We start from the raw sequence: 15,467 nt of genomic DNA, 5'->3' as shown, positions 1-15,467 counted from the left end.
CCGCCGAAGCGTCGCGGGGAACAATGGGGCCATGACCGACCGCGCGCAGGGCGCCCGCCTCGCCGGGCTGGCGGCGCTGCTGGCCGACCCGACCCGGGCGACGTTCTGCCTGCTCCTCCTCGACGGCCGCGCCTGGACCGCAGGCGAACTCGCCCGCCGCGCCGCCGTCGCGCCCTCCACCGCCAGCGGCCACCTCGACCGACTCGTCGCCTCCGGACTCTGCGCGCAGGAGCGGCAGGGGCGCCACCGGTACGTGCGCCTCGCCGACCGGCGGGCCGCCGCCCTGATCGAGGACCTCGCCGGACACCTGCCGCCCGCCCCGGCCGCGACCGGGCTCCGGGCCGCCACCGCCTCGGCGGCACTGGCGCGCGGACGCACCTGCTACGACCACCTCGCCGGGCGACTCGGCGTCGCCGTCACCGACGCGATGCTCGCGCGCGGCTACATCGAGGGCGGTTTCACCTTGAGCACCAAGGGCGCCGAGTGGATGGACACGGTGCTCGGCGCCGGTCCGGACTCATGGCCGCGCTCGCGGCGACCGGCGGCGCGCGCGTGCCTGGACTGGACCGAGCGGCGCCCGCACCTGGCGGGCCGGGCGGGCGCCGAAGTGTGCCGCGCGTTCCTCGACCTGGCTTGGATCCGCCGCGTCGGCACGGGAAGGGCCGTGCGGCTCACCGCGGACGGCGTGACCGCACTCGGCGCGCACCTCGGTATCGAGGACGCCGACGCGCTGGCCTGAGCCGGCCGGCCCGGAGGCCGGCCGGAGCGGTCGCGTCAGACGCGGGTCCACTTCTGGTTGGTGTTGTTGTGGCAGGAGTACAACTGCACCGGGGCGCCGTTCGAGGAGCTGTACACGTCGAGGCACACGCTGGAGTAGCCGACACTGCGGATCGTCCCGTCCGAGCCGAACGTCCACTTCTGACCGTTCGAGTTGTTGCACGCCGAGAGCTGCACCTGCGCGCCGTTGGTGCCCGACGGCGCAGTCAGGCAGACGCCGAGGACCCGCAGCTCTTGCGAACCGGTGTAGGTGAACTGCTGGTTCGCACCCTCGTAGCAGGTGTAGAGCTGGACCCTCGTGCCCGAGGCGGTGGAGCCGTTCGGGACGTCGATGCACTTGCCCGCAGAGTTGCTGCGCAGCAGGTCGGTGCCGGTGCCTCCGGGGTTGCCGGGGGTCGTCGGGTCGCCGCCGCCGGGGTTGCCGGAGTCGGGGGCGACGGCGCGGCCGGTGCTCGTGGAGATCATGCCCGCGCACAGGCCCCGCGAACGCAGGTCGGCCGCGATCTGCGGCACCGCGTTGATGGTGTTCTGGTAGGCGTCGTGCATGAGGATCACGCCGCCGTTCTGGAGGTTGCGGGCGGCGGCCACGATCTGGGCGGTGCTGGCGCCGTTCCAGTCCTGCGAGTCGACGCTCCAGATGACCTCGGTGAGCCCGTACTGGGCCTCGACGGACTTCAACGTCGCGTTGGTCTCGCCGTACGGGGGCCGGAACAGCTTCGGGGTGACCCCGGTGGCCTGCTGGATCGCCTGCTGGGTGCTGGAGATCTCCTGGGCCATCTGCGCGGAGGACAACTGCGTCATGTGCGGGTGCGACCACGAGTGGTTCGCGACCCACATGCCCGCGTCGACCTGCGCCCTCGCCAGCGACGGGTTCTGGGAGGCGCGCTGGCCGGTGTTGAAGAAGGTCGCGCGCAGCCCGTTGGAGGTCAGGGCGTTGAGCAGGCTGGTGGTGGTGCCCGGGTTGGGCCCGTCGTCGTAGGTCAGGGCGACGTAGCCGTTGCAGTTCTGCGCCTGCGCGGGCGCCGCGGCGGCGACCACCACGGCGGCGGTGCCGACGGCGACGACGAACGCGGACAGGGTGGCGATGAGCGTCCTCATGCGGCTTCGCATGGTTGCCCTCCTTGGGATGTCGTCCGGACGCGGCGGGCTGAGGGTGCCGGCGGTCCGGAGGGTACGGCGCATCATTCGGCGTCGACGGAGGGGCGAGGGCCCGGATTGTCATGAGGGGATGACGGTGGAGCGATGTTCCGCGGTGAACAGGAACAGCTCGAATTATCCGGCCCCCGCAACGCCTCCACAAGCGGACCGCGCCCACTAAATATCCATGAGTATCGATTTATAGCCGATCGGCCGGGGAACGGCCGACGAGCGGGCGGCGAACGGCCGAGGGTCCCTCGGAGTGGCGGACCGGCAATGGAAAACGCTATCCTTCCGGGAAGCGACGAGGAGGCGGCGATGGCGCGGCGATTCACGGTCCACGAGCGGCGAGCGGTACGGGACCTGGCGGGCGTGTGGGAGTTCGCCTTCCTCGGCGACGTCGACCCCGACTCGATCGACCTGGGTGACATCGACTTCGACGCGATCATGGCCGTCCCCGGCTGCTTCGACGCCACCCCCGACCACGCCGGACGGCGCGGCCTCGCCGCCTACCGGCTCCGCGTCCCCGTCACCCGCCCCGGCCGGCAGCGCCTCGCCTTCGACGGCGTCCACCACTGGTGCCGCGTCCACTGGGACGGCGCCCCGATCCGCGAGCACGCGGGCGGCTTCACCGCCTTCCACGCCGACGTCCCGCACGCCGAGGCCGGCACCGCCGTGCTCGTCGTCCTGGTGGACAACCGGATCGGCCCGCGCTCGCCGCTGCACATGGAGCACTTCGACTGGTACCACTTCGGCGGCATCGCCAGGGGCGCCGAACTGCACTCGCTGCCATCGACGTGGATCGAAGGGCTGCGTGTCACCACCGACGACGTCCATGAAGGACGGTTCACGGTGCGCGTCGACTACCGCTCCGACGAGCCCGCCACGGCCCCACTGGAGATCGAGTACGACGGCCGAGTCCTCACCGCCGAGACCCTGCGACTCGACACCTCAGGCCGGATCGAGCGGACATTCACCGTCCCGGGCGCCCGGCCCTGGTCCCCCGCCGACCCCGCGCTGCACACGGTCGCCGTGCGCCTGGGCGAGGACGACATGCGCGAACGCTTCGGCCTGCGCGAGATCGGAACCGCGAACGGGCGCGTCACCGTCAACGGCGAACCCCTGACGCTCCTGGGCTTCAACCGGCACGAGTCGCACCCGCAGTTCGGCCACACGCAGCCGCTCCCGCTGCTGCTCAACGACCTCCAACAGATCCGCGACCTCGGATGCAACTTCGTGCGCGGCAGCCACTACCCGCAGGACCCGATGTTCCTCGACCTGTGCGACGAGTACGGCGTGTGCGTCTGGAGCGAGACCATCGGCTGGCAGTACCCGGTGGCGCTGCTCCAGGACCCGGATTTCCTCGCGGCCCAGCGCGACCACCTCGACGAGATGGTCGCCGCGGCGGCGAACCACCCCTCGATCGTGCTGTGGGGCATCCTCAACGAGTGCCCCAGTTACGACCCGGCCGCGCGGCCCGCCTACGAGTCGCTCCTGGGCCGCCTCAAGGAACTCGACCCGTCCCGGCCCGTCACCTACGCGACCCTCAACGTCTACGACGACGTCTGCCTCGACCTCGCCGACGTCGTCTCCGTCAACACCTACCCCGGCTGGTACTTCGGCGGCCTCGACGAGGTCCCCCGCGAGCTCGACCGCATCGCCGACCACCTCGAACGCACCGGCCACGGCGCCAAGCCCCTCATCATCTCCGAGATCGGCGCCGGCGCCGTCCCCGGCTGGACCGACCCCCACAACGGCATGTGGACCGAGCAGTACCAGTCCGACCTCCTCGAAGCCACCGCCCGCCACCTCCTCGCCGCCCCCGACCGCTACGCCGGCCTCGCCATCTGGCTCCTCGCCGACTTCCGCACCACCGCCCACAAGGACATGCTCCTCAAACGCCCCCGCAGCATCAACGACAAAGGCATCCTGGACGAGTACCGCCGCCCCAAACAGGCCTACCGCACCATCCGAGCCCTCTTCCGCGACCGCTCCTGACCACGTCAGTCGATGCTGGTGACCGTCGTCAGCAGGACCACCGAGTCGGCCAGCGCGGTCAGCCCGTGCCGTTCGCGAGGGATCGCGGCGAGCTCACCCTCGCCGACCTCCACCTCACCGCCCGCCGATTCGAGCCGCACGCGCCCGCGCATCACCAGCAGCGATCCCGCGTCGGGCGCCTCGTGCTCCGACAGCGCCGTCCCGCTCACCAGCGCGATGAGACTCTGCCGCAACGGCCCGTCATGCAGCACGAGCACCGCACTGCGCCCGTGCGCAGCGGCACGGGCCCGATTGAGATGGTCCCCCGCGAGTTCGTTCAGGTCATCCACGTCCACCGCCCCCTCGATCCGCCCCGAGACTAACCGCCCCCACCCCCGCCCGCACCGAATCGCCGACCCGGGGCGCGATCACCCGGCGGGCCGCCTCGGGTGGGGTCCGACGGCCCGCGGGTAGGGTGCTGGGCATGCGTTTGTTGGTGGCTCGGTGCCAGGTTGACTACACTGGCCGGCTTTCTGCTCATCTGCCCATGGCTACCCGTTTGATCATCTGGAAGGCCGACGGCAGTGTGCTGGTGCACGCCGACGGCGGGTCGTACAAGCCGCTCAACTGGATGACGCCGCCGTGCACCGTCGTCGAAGGCGCCACCGAGTGGACCGTCACCTCGAAGAAGTCCGGGGACCAGTTGAAGATCACGATCGAGGAGGTCTTCCACGACTCCAGCCATGAGCTGGGGGTCGACCCGGGGCTTCAGAAGGACGGCGTGGAGGCGCACCTTCAGGAGCTGCTCGCGGCGGACACGGCGCCGCTGGGGAAGGGGTGGTCGCTCGTCCGCCGCGAGTACCCGACCGCGATCGGGCCGGTGGACCTGATGTGCCGCGACTCCGATGGCAGGAACGTGGCCGTCGAAATCAAGCGGCGCGGGGAGATCGACGGGGTGGAGCAGTTGACGCGGTACCTGGAGCTGCTCAACCGCGACCCGCTGCTGGCGCCGGTCGACGGCGTCTTCGCCGCCCAGGCCATCAAGCCGCAGGCGAGGGTCCTGGCCGAGGACCGCGGCATCCGCTGCGTCGTCCTCGACTACGACGACCTCCGCGGCGCCGTCGACCAGACCCAGCCGCGACTGTTCTGAGGAACGAAAAGGGCCGCGGCATCCGCCGCGGCCCTTCGCCGTTCGCTTACAGGGATTCCCTGATGTCGATGCAGCTCTGGGTGTTGTACTCGGCGGTGGACGGGTCGTCGCACAGGTCCTTGGCGATCTGGAGGAGCACCACGTAGATCACGACGCTGGCGGCGAGGGTCAACACGCCGAGGATGATGCCGGCGATGCCGGCGCCCTTGCCCTTGCCGCCGCGAGAGCCGGACTTGACGACGGCGATGATGCCGAAGATCAGCGCGAGCACGCCGAGGGGCAGGCCCGTGAAGAGGTTGATGCCCGGAATCCACGAGAAGACGATCAGGCCGACGAGGCCGAGCACGAGGGCGGCGACGGCGAAGCCGTTGCCCTGCTTGGCGGGAAGGGGTTCGGGGATGGGCGCGGGGGCGGGAGGATAAGCCACGGAAGTGCTCCTTGGGAGTCGTTGAACGGATCGATTCGGGCAAGACGACTCTGATTCTAGGGTCAAGGTGCGAACGCCCGCCGGGGTGTTTACCGATCGAGTCGGCGCGGGCCGGGCTTCGGGGCGACTTCGCCTCCGGGGGAACGAAAAGGGCCGCGGCATCCGCCGCGGCCCCTCGAAGACTCAGGTCAGGGCGTCTCGAAGTCGGTCTCCCAGTCGTCCCAGTCGCCGCACTCCTCGTCGGTCAGACCGGCTTCGTCGCAGGCCTTCTGCCACTCCTCGTCGACGTAGTCGCTGGCCGCGTTGAAGACCATGACGTTGATCGCGAAGGTGCCGATCACGGCGATGAGGCCGAGCACGAGGCCGGTGCCGCCGGTCCCCTTGCCCTTGCCGCCGCGCGAGCCGGCCTTGACGAGGCCGATGATGCCGAAGATGATCGCGATGATGCCCAGGGGCACCGCGATGAAGACGTTGACGACCGGGATGAACGCGAAGACGGCGCCGATGATGCCGGTGACGAGACCGGTGACGCCGAAGCCGTTGCCCTGGGGCGTGGGCATGGGCTGCGGGTAGGGCGCCGGGGGCGGGTAGGCCACGAGAGGACTCCTAGGGAAGATCGGGGACGGGTTCGTTCGGGCGGAACCCCGGTCAGTCTAAGCGACCGACGCCAACTGTGCGGCCCCCGGTGCGGTCGCCGTCACCGAGAGCAGGGCCGGGACCAGGCACTGCATCGACACGAACTGTCCATAAAGCAGTGATTTGCCGTATCGGTCCCGCCGCCGCCGGGCCCGGATCGGGGACGCGCGGGCCGATCGTGACCCGACCTTCACGCGTCGGCAACCGTCGCTTTACGCGCGAACCGCCCGACGAAGGTGTGAACGGGCACGTAGAAGCGGCGTGCAAGACTATTGGCATGCTTCACGCGGTGGTCCCCGCAGGCGGTTCCGGAACCCGGCTCTGGCCCCTGTCTCGCGCGCAACGACCCAAGTTCCTGCTGCCCTTGACCGGTACGGACTCCTCGCTGCTCCAATCGACGGTGGAACGGGTCCGGCTCCTGTCCGACCCCGACCGCGTGTACGTGGTGACCGGCGCGGCGCACGCCGTGGACGTGGCCAGGCAGCTGCCCGACGTCCCCGGCGACAACATCCTGGTCGAACCCTCCCCCAGGGACTCGGCCGCGGCGATCGGCCTCGCCGCCGCCGTCATCGCCGAGCGCGACCCGTCCGCGATCATGGGCTCCTTCGCCGCCGACCACCTCGTGCTCGACGGCGAGGCCTTCGCCAAGACCGTCCGCAAGGCGATGGAGCTCGCCTCGACCGGCCTGCTCATGACGATCGGCATCAACCCGTCCGGCCCCGACACCGGCTTCGGCTACCTGCGCCTGGGCGCGCCGGTCGGCCCCGGCTACCAGCTGGAGGCCTTCGTCGAGAAGCCCGACCAGGTCTCGGCGGTCGAGTACGTCTCGGCCGGGAACTACCTGTGGAACGCGGGCATGTTCGTGTGGCGCGTGGACGTCTTCCTCGACCAGCTCGCCCGCCACCGCCCCGCCCTCCACGACGCGGTCCGCACCCTCGCTGCCGCGTGGGACTCCACCGGCCGCGAGGCCCTGTTCGCGCAGCTGTGGCCGACCCTCGACCGGATCTCGATCGACTACGCGGTCATGGAGCCGGCCGCCGCCGCCGGCAAGGTCGGCGTCGTCCCCGGCGACTTCGACTGGCACGACGTGGGCGACTACGACACCCTCGGCCAGGTCCTCAAGGCCGCCGACAAGACCGGCAACGTCGTCGTGCGCGGCACCGGCGAGACGCTGCTGACCGAGTCCAAGCGCAACGTGGTCGTCCCGGCCGCCGGGCGCCTCGTGGCCGCCCACGGCGTGGACGACCTCATCATCGTCGACACCCCCGACGCGCTCCTGGTGTGCCCCAGGGACCGCGCGCAGGAGGTCAAGGCACTCGTCGAGGAACTCAAGCAGGCGAACAGGACCGATCTGGTCTAATGGCGCCCATGCAGCTCGCCACGCGCCACCGATCCGCCGTCGCCGCCGTCCTGCTCGCCTGCGCGGCGGTCTACATCGCGGTCGCCCTGTCCCAGTGGCTCTTCGGCGTCGGCCTAGACCCGCGCGACGACACGCTCAGCCGCGCCGCCGGGATCGGCTTCACCGACGAGGCGCGCGGCACGCTCTTCTCCTTCGTCCCGGTCGTCCTCCCGGCCGCCGCGGCGCTGCTGGCCCCCGCGACCCGCCCCGGACGGGTGATAGGCCGCCTTACCCGTCTCGTCTACGTCCTCTACCTCGTTATCGGAGTGCTGCTGGCGATGTCGGCGGCTCGGTACGGTTTCGACGACGTCGGGCAACTGGCGGAGGAGGGACAGGTCTTCATCGACACCCGTGCGGCGGTGGAACGCCTGCTGCTGGACGCGGTGTGGTTGGCACTGGCCGTCATCGGCCTGCTGTCCACCGGGTGGAGCGGGATCCGCGAGCGGGCCTCCCAGGCGGAGGGCCGCGGCGACGACGGAGACCATTAGGTCGCCGCTGTCAAGGCAAGTCCCCCACAAGCGTGAGTCTGAGGGGTCCTTCCGTCAGCCAGATCACTGTGCGCTATCGTCTGATATCGAACCGTTATCGAATAGCGATGAAGACTCATCGTCCATAGAGATGAGTCAGGCGGCGCGGCCCCATCTACAGGCCGCCCGCGGGCACCGGGTTGCGACACAGGACTGATCACCGAGCGGGCGAACGGCACGCCCGCGGCAGGGCCGTACGCGTTTCAGGGGAGGGGACGCGTCCGCCCGCCGGTCCGCGCAGACCGATGCAGTGCAAGTGATTGCAAGGGGGGAGCACCGGTTCGACCGGTGCGCGAACGAGGAGGCGGACGTATATGGACGGCCGTGACTACTTGGCCGACCTGTTGGGTAACGTTCCGGAGTGGCAGGCTCGCGCACTGTGCGCGCAGACCGATCCGGAGGCGTTCTTCCCCGAAAAAGGGGGCTCCACGCGGGATGCGAAACGCATCTGCGCGCGATGCGAGGTCAAAGAGAACTGTCTGAATTACGCGCTCGACCACGACGAGCGGTTCGGCATCTGGGGCGGACTCTCGGAGCGGGAGCGCCGCAAGATCAAACGCCAGGCCCGCGAGGCGGCACGCCGGCGCAGCGAGCGGCTGCCCGTGGTGGTGTGCCTGCCGAGCCCGATGATCAACCCCGCGCTGACGACCGAGGTCGTCTTCGCGGCCGAGCAGCGCCACGCCGAGCCGGTCCTGGTCGGCTCGGGCCCCGGAGGCCCCGTCGGCCTCATGGACGAGCTGATCGGCGCCCGCCTGGGCGACCCGATCGGCGACCTGGTCGCCGAACCGGCCGCGCAGGAGCGCATCCCGGTGGCCGCTTAGCGAACATCCCTACGAGCGAACGACAACGCCCACGCGGCGGAGAGGGCGGGACAGCGGAGTCCCGCCCTTTCGCGTGTCAGGGCTCCAGGTCCTCGGGGGGCAGGTTGAGCAGGGACGCGAGCTGCTCGGACAGCACCTGGCGCACCAGCGCCTCGATCTCCGGGCGGCTCTCGCCGCGCAGCTCGATGGGCCTGCGGTACAGGACGATCCGCGGCGAGGCCGCGACCGTGCCCGGCTGCGAGGGGTACAGCTTCGAGAGCGCGACCCCGCGGTCCTCGACCACGTCCGCGTCGTACGAGCGCGGCTCGGGCGGCACCTCGTCCACGGCGAACTCGATGTGCCGCAGGTCGGTGAACTGCGCGCCGAGCGCCTCGGCGAGCCGCCGCTCGATCGCGACCACCGCCTCCATCACCAGCGCGTCGAAATCCTCGACGGGAGTGCGCCGCAACGGCAGCGCGCCGGGCGCGAGCGGGCCCCGCATGCCCCGTCCGTGTCGATCTCTGCGCATTGGGCCACCTTAGCGTCAACGGCGGACGATCCGGGTCCGCGAGGTCGCCCGGTGCCCCCCGAATCGGCCCGCCGCTCCCCGCCCGCGGGCGCCGCGCCGCGAATCGGCCCCGTACCACTGCTCAGCGCCGCTGACTTCACCTCCGCGAGTGGTAGTTTCGTGGGGTGAGGTCGGATCGGCGTTGCTCCCGGAACGGCTGCCGCCAGCCTGCGGTGGCCACTTTGACATATATCTACTCGGATTCGACCGCTGTGGTCGGCCCGCTCTCGACGGCGCGGGAGCCCCACAGCTACGACCTGTGCGACGCGCACGCCAGGCGGCTGACCGTGCCCCACGGCTGGGAGCTGGTCCGCCACCAGGGCGACTACGCGGTCCCCATGCCCACCGACGACGACCTGGTCGCGCTTGCCAACGCCGTCAGGGAGGCCGCCGTCGGCGACCGCCCCGACGCGAACCAGGGCACGCTGACGGGCCTGGGCGTCGACGACGCGGCGGACGCCGCCGCGCGCGCGAGCCGCAGGCTCGCCGAGGCCGAACCGGCTCCGCACCAAGGGCACCGGCCCGCGGGCCCGCAGTTCGGTGCCCGGCGTCACCTCCGGGTGGTGTCCGGGGACGAGGACCCGCAGCGCTAGTCTCGTCACTGGGGCGGCCTCTAGCGGTGCTGCCAGACGCTCCCCGACCGGACCCGCAACACCGGAAAGGCGGCATCTGAGTGGCTTCCAGACTCAGCGATTTCGTGAAGGCCTACGACGTGCGCGGACTCGTCGGTTCGCAGCTCACCCCCGAGGTCGTGGAGGCCATAGGCGCCGCCGCGGTCGCCGTCACCGGCGAGCGGACCTGGGCCGTGGGCCACGACATGCGCGACTCGGGCCCCGGCTTCGCCGAGGCCTTCGCGCGCGGCGCGACCCGCGCGGGCGCCGACGTCATCGCGGCCGGGCTCTGCTCCACCGACATGCTGTACTTCATCGCCGGCAAGCGCGACGTCGCCGGCGCGATGCTGACCGCCAGCCACAACCCCGCCGAGTACAACGGCCTGAAGCTGTGCCTCCCCGGCGCGCGTCCCATCGGCCTCGACACCGGCCTCGCCGACATCCGCGACAAGGCCCAGGCGATCCTCGACGGCGAACCCGCTCCCGAGGCCGAGACCCCCGGCACCGTCACGAGCGAGGACTTCCTCGCCGCCTACGCCGGGCACATGCGCGACCTCGTCGACCTCTCCGAGATCCGCCCGCTCAAGATCGTCGTCGACGCGGGCAACGGCATGGGCGGCCACACCGTCCCCGCCGTCCTCGGCGACGAAATCCTTCCGGGTCTCCCGCTCGACATCGTCCCGATGTACTTCGAGCTCGACGGCTCCTTCCCCAACCACGAGGCGAACCCGCTCGAACCGGCGAACATCGTGGACCTCCAGGCCCGCGTCAAGGAGGTCGGCGCCGACCTCGGCCTGGCCTTCGACGGCGACGCCGACCGCTGCTTCGTCGTGGACGCCGACGGCGAGCCGATCACGCCGTCCGCGATCACCGCGCTCATCGCCACTCGCGAGCTCGCCAAACACCCCGGGGCGGCGATCTGCCACAATCTGATCACCTCGAAGGCCGTCCCCGAGATCGTCGCCGAGCACGGCGGCCGCCCCCTGCGCACCCGCGTCGGCCACTCCTACATCAAGGCCGACATGGCCGCGGAGGACGCGGTGTTCGGCGGCGAGCACTCCGCGCACTACTACTTCAAGGACTTCTGGTTCGCCGACACCGGCATGCTCGCGGCGATGCACGTCCTCTCGGCCGTCGGCGAAGGCGACCGCGACGCCAAGGAGCTCGCCGCGGCGTTCGTGCGCTACACGCCCTCCGGCGAGATCAACTCCAAGGTCGCCGACCCGCACGCGAAGATCGAAGAGGTCGCCGCGCAGTACAGTGCGAGGGAAGGGGTCTCGACCGACCGACTCGACGGCCTCACCGTCTCGCTCGAAGACGGCTCCTGGGCGAACCTGCGCCCCTCCAACACCGAACCGCTGCTGCGTCTCAACGTCGAAGGCCCCGACCGGTCCTCGATGGAACGGCTGCGCGACGACATCCTCCGCACCGTAAGGAACTAGCCCATGCCCGCCACCGCGCCCAAGCCCGTGCTCCTCGAACTGCTGCGCTGCCCCGAGCCGCACCACGCCCCGCTCGCGTACGACCGGGAGGCCGCCGCGCTCGTCTGCTCCGAGTGCGCGAAGGTCTTCCGCGTCGAGGACGGCATCCCCGTGATGCTCCTCGACGGCGCGGCACCCCTCGACTGACCGGGCGCGGACGCCGCGGCCCAGGAGGCCCGCCGACCGCCCCGCTCCCCGGCAACCGAAGCGAACCGCCAAGGGACGCACCGAGTGCGGACCGAAGGGCCACAGGCCAAGGAGGAACACAGCATGGGTCTTGAGGACGACGGGGTCGCCGGCATCAGCGGCGACCGGCTGCCCGACGAGCACCGCATCGAAGGCGACCTGAGCGACGCGGTCAGGCCCGGCGGCGCCCTCTGGGCGCTCGCCTCGGCCGGGCCGCAGCTGCGCGAGTCCGCCTCGATCGCCGCCGACGCCGGCCTGGGCGCGCTCGCCGAGGAGGGCCGCCCCCGCGCGGTCGTCGTCGCGGGCGTCGGCACCGCCGCCCGCACCGGCGACATCCTCGCCACGGTCGCGGGCCCCCGCTGCCCCGTGCCGATCCTCGGCCACCGCTCCGCCGGCGTCCCCGGCTGGGTCGGCGCCGCCGACGTCGTCATCGCCGTCTCGGCCTCCGGCCGCAGCCCCGAGGCGCTCGCCGCCGCCGAGGCCGCCGCCCGCCGCGGCGCGCGCCTGGTCGCCATCGGCGCCCCCGACTCCGAGCTCCAGGCCCTCGCCGAACGCGCACGCGCCTCCTTCGTGGCCGTGCCCCGCCGCGCCCCCGCGCGCCTGAGCCTGTGGGCGCTCACCGTCCCGGTCCTCATGGCCGCCAGGGAACTCGGCCTCGTCAGCCTCGTGGAGGCCGACATCGCCGAGACCGCCCGCCGCCTCGACGAGGACGCCGAGCGGTGCCGCCCGGACGCCGACGCCTACGTCAACCCCGCCAAGTCGCTCGCGATGAACCTCGCCGGGTCCATCCCGGTCGTGTGGGGCTCCAGCCCGCTCGCGGGCGTCGCCGCGCGCCGCTTCGGCGACATGCTCGCCGCGAACTCCCGCTACCCGGTCGTCTCCGGCGAACTCGGCGAGGTCGGGCGCGGCCGCGTCGGCCTCCTCGACGGCGTCTTCGGCTCGCTCGCCGAAGGCCAGAAGGACATCTTCGCCGACCCCGAGGCCGACGAGCTGACGCGCCTGCGGATCGTGCTCATGCGCGACGACGGCCTCGACGGCGACGACTCCACGCCCAAGCCCGACACCCGCCGGGCCGACGCGGTCGCCGACCTCGCGCTGCGCCGCGGCGTCCGCTGCGACGTCCTGCCCGCCGAGGGCGGCTGCGCCCTCGAACGGCTCGCCTCGCTCATCGCCGTCCCCGACTTCGCCTCCGTGTACCTCGCGCTCGCCCACGGGCTCGACCCGATGCGCGTCCCCGCCGTCTCGGAGATGAAAGACCTCACACTCGGCGCCGAATAGCGCCCCGCGGCGCCTCTTGCGCGCCGCGAACCGACACCCGGTGACCGGCCGGGCCGCGGCGGCGGCCCGGCCGGAGCCGTCTGGACGCCCGTGCGCGCGAGGCGGGCCGGGGTAGCGGGACGCGCGGGCCCAACCGTTAGAGTTGAATCCTTCGACAGGAACAGTGAGGAGCGGCGGTGCAGGGGCTCTACGGCGTCATCCGCAACTACGCGTGGGGATCGCAGACCGACATCGCAGGGCTTCAGGGCAGGGAGACCCCCGCGGACCTGCCCGAGGCCGAGGAATGGCTCGGCGCCCACCACAGCGCCCCCTCGACGCTCCACGACGGGCGGCCCCTGGACGACGCGATCGCCTCGGCGCCCGCCGACATGCTCGGGCGGCGCGTGTACGAGCGCTTCGGCCCGCGCCTGCCGTTCCTGCTCAAGCTCCTCGCCGCCGGCAAGCCGCTCTCGCTCCAGGCGCACCCGAACCTGCGCCAGGCCCAGTCCGGCCACCAGCGGGAACTGCGCATCGGCATCGACTCGGCCTACCGCAACTACGTGGACGACAACCACAAGCCCGAACTGCTCGTCGCGCTCACCGAGTTCCGGGCCTTGTGCGGCTTCCGCGACCCGCTCGCCGCCGCCGAGGGCATCGAGGCGCTCGCCGTGCCCGAACTCGAAGGCCTCGTGCGGACCCTCCGCGACCCCGCCGCCGGACTGCGCAGGGCCGTGACCGACCTCCTCGGCCTCGACCGCGACGAGTGTCGCGCCGTCATCGACGCCGCCGCCAAGGCCGCCTCGGAACTCGACGGCCCCTCGGGCCTCGCCGCGGGCGACGCCGCCGACCTCGTGACCCTCGCGCGCGACTACCCCGACGACCCCGGCGTCCTGGTCAGCCTGCTGCTCAACCACATCACGCTCCAGCCCGGCGAAGGCGTCTACATGCCCGCCGGGAACCTGCACGCCTACCTCAAGGGCTTCGGCGTGGAGATCATGGCCGCCAGCGACAACGTGCTGCGCGGCGGCCTCACCAACAAGCGCGTCGACGTGCCCGAACTGCTGCGCGTCCTCGACTTCGAGGCGATCGACGAGCCGCGCGCGGCCGTCGAGGACAGCGGTCCGGTCCGGTCCTGGCCGGTCCCCATCGACGACTTCGCCCTCCGGCGGGTCGAACTCACCGGCGCGCCGCAGACCCTCGCGATCGACGGCCCCCGCATCTGCCTGAGCACCGGCGGCTCGGTCACCGTGGCCGACGACGAGGGCGAGACCGCCTTCTCCCCCGGCCGCGCCGCCTTCTCCACCGGCACCTCCGGCGCCCTCACCGCCTGGGGCGAAGGCGAACTCTTCATCGCCAGCGCCTGAACGCCGAAAGCACCGACGGCCCGACCGCTCTGCGGTCGGGCCGTTCCCGTGCGGTCGTCAGGCGAGCTTCTTCTGCACCACCAGGACCCGGTTCAAGGGCCAGTACCCGATTGCGGTGTTGATGTCGACCATCGGGCCGTTGGCCTCGGCGTTCCAGGTGTGGACGTACCGCATCTGCGGGCGGAAGCGCCGCAGCTGCCGCTGGTTGGCGATCTTGAGGATCAGGCCCAGCCGGTGGCCCCGGTGCTCGGGCAGGACGATCGTGTCGTCCTGCCAGGCGTGGCGCTCCTCGCCGGGATCGACGCGGATGAACGTGTAGCCGACCACGACGCCGGTCGCGACGTGCCGCACGGCGCTGATGACCTGGGACTGGCCGCTCGCCGCCCGCGAGCGCTCGTACTCGCGGATGCGCGCGGCGTCGACGTCGGCGGGCCGGAGATCGAGCGCCTCGCCCAGCGGCATGTCGGTGTACATCCGCTCGCACAGGTACGCGATGCCCTCCACCAGGTCGTCGGCGACGGCGGACGCCGTGCTCTGCACGAGTTCGTATCCGGCCGCGTGCGTCCAGGCCTCCTCGAACCGGCGCGTCAGGACCTCCTCGCCGACGGCGTCGAGGTCGCACCGGTTGTGGAGGTCCTGGTCGACTACCTCGTAGCCGCGGGCGAGGGCGAACGGGGGGCCGGACCGGTCGAAGTCGGCGCCGCCTTCGACGTGGTCGGAGGTGTAGCCGACGAGCGTGTCGCGGCCCAGTTCGGCGGCGCGGCGCTCGGCGTGCGCGAGCAGCGCGGTGCCGACGCCGCGGCGGCGGTGTTCGGGGTGGACGCGCAGGTGCACCTCGACGAGGTGCTGGTTGTCCTGAAGCGCCAGTTCGAGTCCGAGGTCGCCCACGATCTCGTCGCCGACGCGGGCGAGGAGGCGTTCGAAGCGGTGGTACTCGCCCCTCGAGAGCAGGCCGAGCCGAGTCAGGGCCGGGTTGGTCAACGGTTCACCGGGGGCGTCGTGGCGTTCGACGGCGTGGCGCATGGCGATCCACGCGTCGGTGTCGCCCGGGTCGACGGGGAGGATTTCGAGAGGGGTGTGCATGACTCCGACGATCCCGAACCCGCGCATGGATGGCAATCGATTAAACGAGGTGGCCCGACCGCCGGGCGGTCGGGCCGTTCCTGCTGC

The 15,467-nt window shown here is 71.8% G+C and carries 16 protein-coding genes and 1 pseudogene; 11 read left to right on the top strand and 6 right to left on the bottom strand.

Features of this window, described 5'->3' with window-relative positions:
* Positions 1–31: 31 nt before the first annotated feature.
* Positions 32–739, top strand: a complete 708-nt coding sequence (locus tag E9998_RS01055) for an ArsR/SmtB family transcription factor (RefSeq protein WP_136527847.1) — start codon at positions 32–34, stop codon at positions 737–739.
* A 35-nt stretch (positions 740–774) separates the two neighbouring features.
* Here E9998_RS01055 and E9998_RS01050 read toward each other — a convergent pair whose 3' ends face one another.
* Positions 775–1,887, bottom strand: coding sequence for a polysaccharide deacetylase family protein (locus E9998_RS01050; protein WP_158299661.1), 1,113 nt, complete (start codon positions 1,885–1,887; stop codon positions 775–777).
* A 345-nt stretch (positions 1,888–2,232) separates the two neighbouring features.
* Between E9998_RS01050 and E9998_RS01045 the strand changes: the two genes are divergently transcribed.
* Positions 2,233–3,912: a glycoside hydrolase family 2 protein gene (locus E9998_RS01045; protein ID WP_136527845.1), complete on the top strand. Its 1,680-nt coding sequence runs from the start codon at positions 2,233–2,235 to the stop codon at positions 3,910–3,912.
* 5 nt (positions 3,913–3,917) lie between these two features.
* Here the strand turns inward: E9998_RS01045 and E9998_RS01040 are convergent, their stop codons facing one another.
* On the bottom strand, positions 3,918–4,241 hold the full coding sequence (locus E9998_RS01040; RefSeq protein ID WP_192907024.1) for a cupin domain-containing protein: 324 nt from the start codon (positions 4,239–4,241) through the stop codon (positions 3,918–3,920).
* 134 nt (positions 4,242–4,375) lie between these two features.
* Here E9998_RS01040 and nucS point away from each other — a divergent pair, with 134 nt between their 5' ends.
* Positions 4,376–5,041, top strand: coding sequence for an endonuclease NucS (gene nucS / locus E9998_RS01035; protein ID WP_136527843.1), 666 nt, complete (start codon positions 4,376–4,378; stop codon positions 5,039–5,041).
* 46 nt (positions 5,042–5,087) lie between these two features.
* Here the strand turns inward: nucS and E9998_RS01030 are convergent, their stop codons facing one another.
* Positions 5,088–5,468, bottom strand: coding sequence for a hypothetical protein (locus tag E9998_RS01030; RefSeq protein WP_136527842.1), 381 nt, complete (start codon positions 5,466–5,468; stop codon positions 5,088–5,090).
* A 188-nt stretch (positions 5,469–5,656) separates the two neighbouring features.
* Positions 5,657–6,064, bottom strand: coding sequence for a hypothetical protein (locus tag E9998_RS01025; RefSeq protein ID WP_136527841.1), 408 nt, complete (start codon positions 6,062–6,064; stop codon positions 5,657–5,659).
* A gap of 317 nt (positions 6,065–6,381) precedes the next feature.
* Here E9998_RS01025 and E9998_RS01020 point away from each other — a divergent pair, with 317 nt between their 5' ends.
* The 3 genes and pseudogenes from E9998_RS01020 to E9998_RS26925 form a co-directional block, all read left to right on the top strand.
* Positions 6,382–7,464, top strand: coding sequence for a mannose-1-phosphate guanylyltransferase (locus tag E9998_RS01020; protein WP_136527840.1), 1,083 nt, complete (start codon positions 6,382–6,384; stop codon positions 7,462–7,464).
* Between the two features lie 8 nt (positions 7,465–7,472).
* Positions 7,473–7,991 carry a hypothetical protein gene (locus E9998_RS01015; protein WP_136527839.1) on the top strand — a complete coding sequence of 173 codons (519 nt, stop codon included), beginning with the start codon at positions 7,473–7,475 and terminating at the stop codon, positions 7,989–7,991.
* 353 nt (positions 7,992–8,344) lie between these two features.
* Positions 8,345–8,596 (top strand): annotated as a pseudogene (locus E9998_RS26925) (WhiB family transcriptional regulator); the annotation flags it as partial.
* Between the two features lie 331 nt (positions 8,597–8,927).
* On the opposite strand, the gene E9998_RS01005 reads toward E9998_RS26925, so the two are convergent.
* On the bottom strand, positions 8,928–9,359 hold the full coding sequence (locus E9998_RS01005) for a metallopeptidase family protein (protein ID WP_136527838.1): 432 nt from the start codon (positions 9,357–9,359) through the stop codon (positions 8,928–8,930).
* 164 nt (positions 9,360–9,523) lie between these two features.
* On the opposite strand from E9998_RS01005, the gene E9998_RS01000 reads away from it, so the two are divergent.
* From E9998_RS01000 to manA, 5 genes are all read left to right on the top strand, one after another.
* The gene (locus E9998_RS01000) at positions 9,524–9,991 is read left to right on the top strand and encodes a DUF3499 domain-containing protein (protein WP_136527837.1); all 468 of its coding nucleotides are present in this window, start codon (positions 9,524–9,526) and stop codon (positions 9,989–9,991) included.
* Between the two features lie 80 nt (positions 9,992–10,071).
* Complete coding sequence (locus E9998_RS00995; RefSeq protein ID WP_192907023.1) at positions 10,072–11,451, top strand: phosphomannomutase/phosphoglucomutase; 1,380 nt, start codon at positions 10,072–10,074, stop codon at positions 11,449–11,451.
* A gap of 3 nt (positions 11,452–11,454) precedes the next feature.
* Positions 11,455–11,637 (top strand): Trm112 family protein, encoded by a 183-nt coding sequence (locus E9998_RS00990; protein WP_136527836.1) that lies wholly within the window; start codon positions 11,455–11,457, stop codon positions 11,635–11,637.
* A 123-nt stretch (positions 11,638–11,760) separates the two neighbouring features.
* A complete protein-coding gene (locus tag E9998_RS00985; RefSeq protein WP_136527835.1) occupies positions 11,761–12,954 on the top strand; it encodes an SIS domain-containing protein in 1,194 nt (397 codons plus the stop codon).
* A gap of 176 nt (positions 12,955–13,130) precedes the next feature.
* A complete protein-coding gene (manA, locus tag E9998_RS00980) occupies positions 13,131–14,297 on the top strand; it encodes a mannose-6-phosphate isomerase, class I (RefSeq protein WP_136527834.1) in 1,167 nt (388 codons plus the stop codon).
* Between the two features lie 57 nt (positions 14,298–14,354).
* Here manA and E9998_RS00975 read toward each other — a convergent pair whose 3' ends face one another.
* Positions 14,355–15,380, bottom strand: a complete 1,026-nt coding sequence (locus tag E9998_RS00975) for a GNAT family N-acetyltransferase (RefSeq protein WP_158299660.1) — start codon at positions 15,378–15,380, stop codon at positions 14,355–14,357.
* Between the last annotated feature and the right edge of the window lie 87 nt (positions 15,381–15,467).

Source organism: Glycomyces paridis (genome assembly GCF_004912155.1).
Taxonomy (GTDB): domain Bacteria; phylum Actinomycetota; class Actinomycetes; order Mycobacteriales; family Micromonosporaceae; genus Glycomyces; species Glycomyces paridis.
This window is presented reverse-complemented; position numbering and strand designations above follow the sequence as displayed.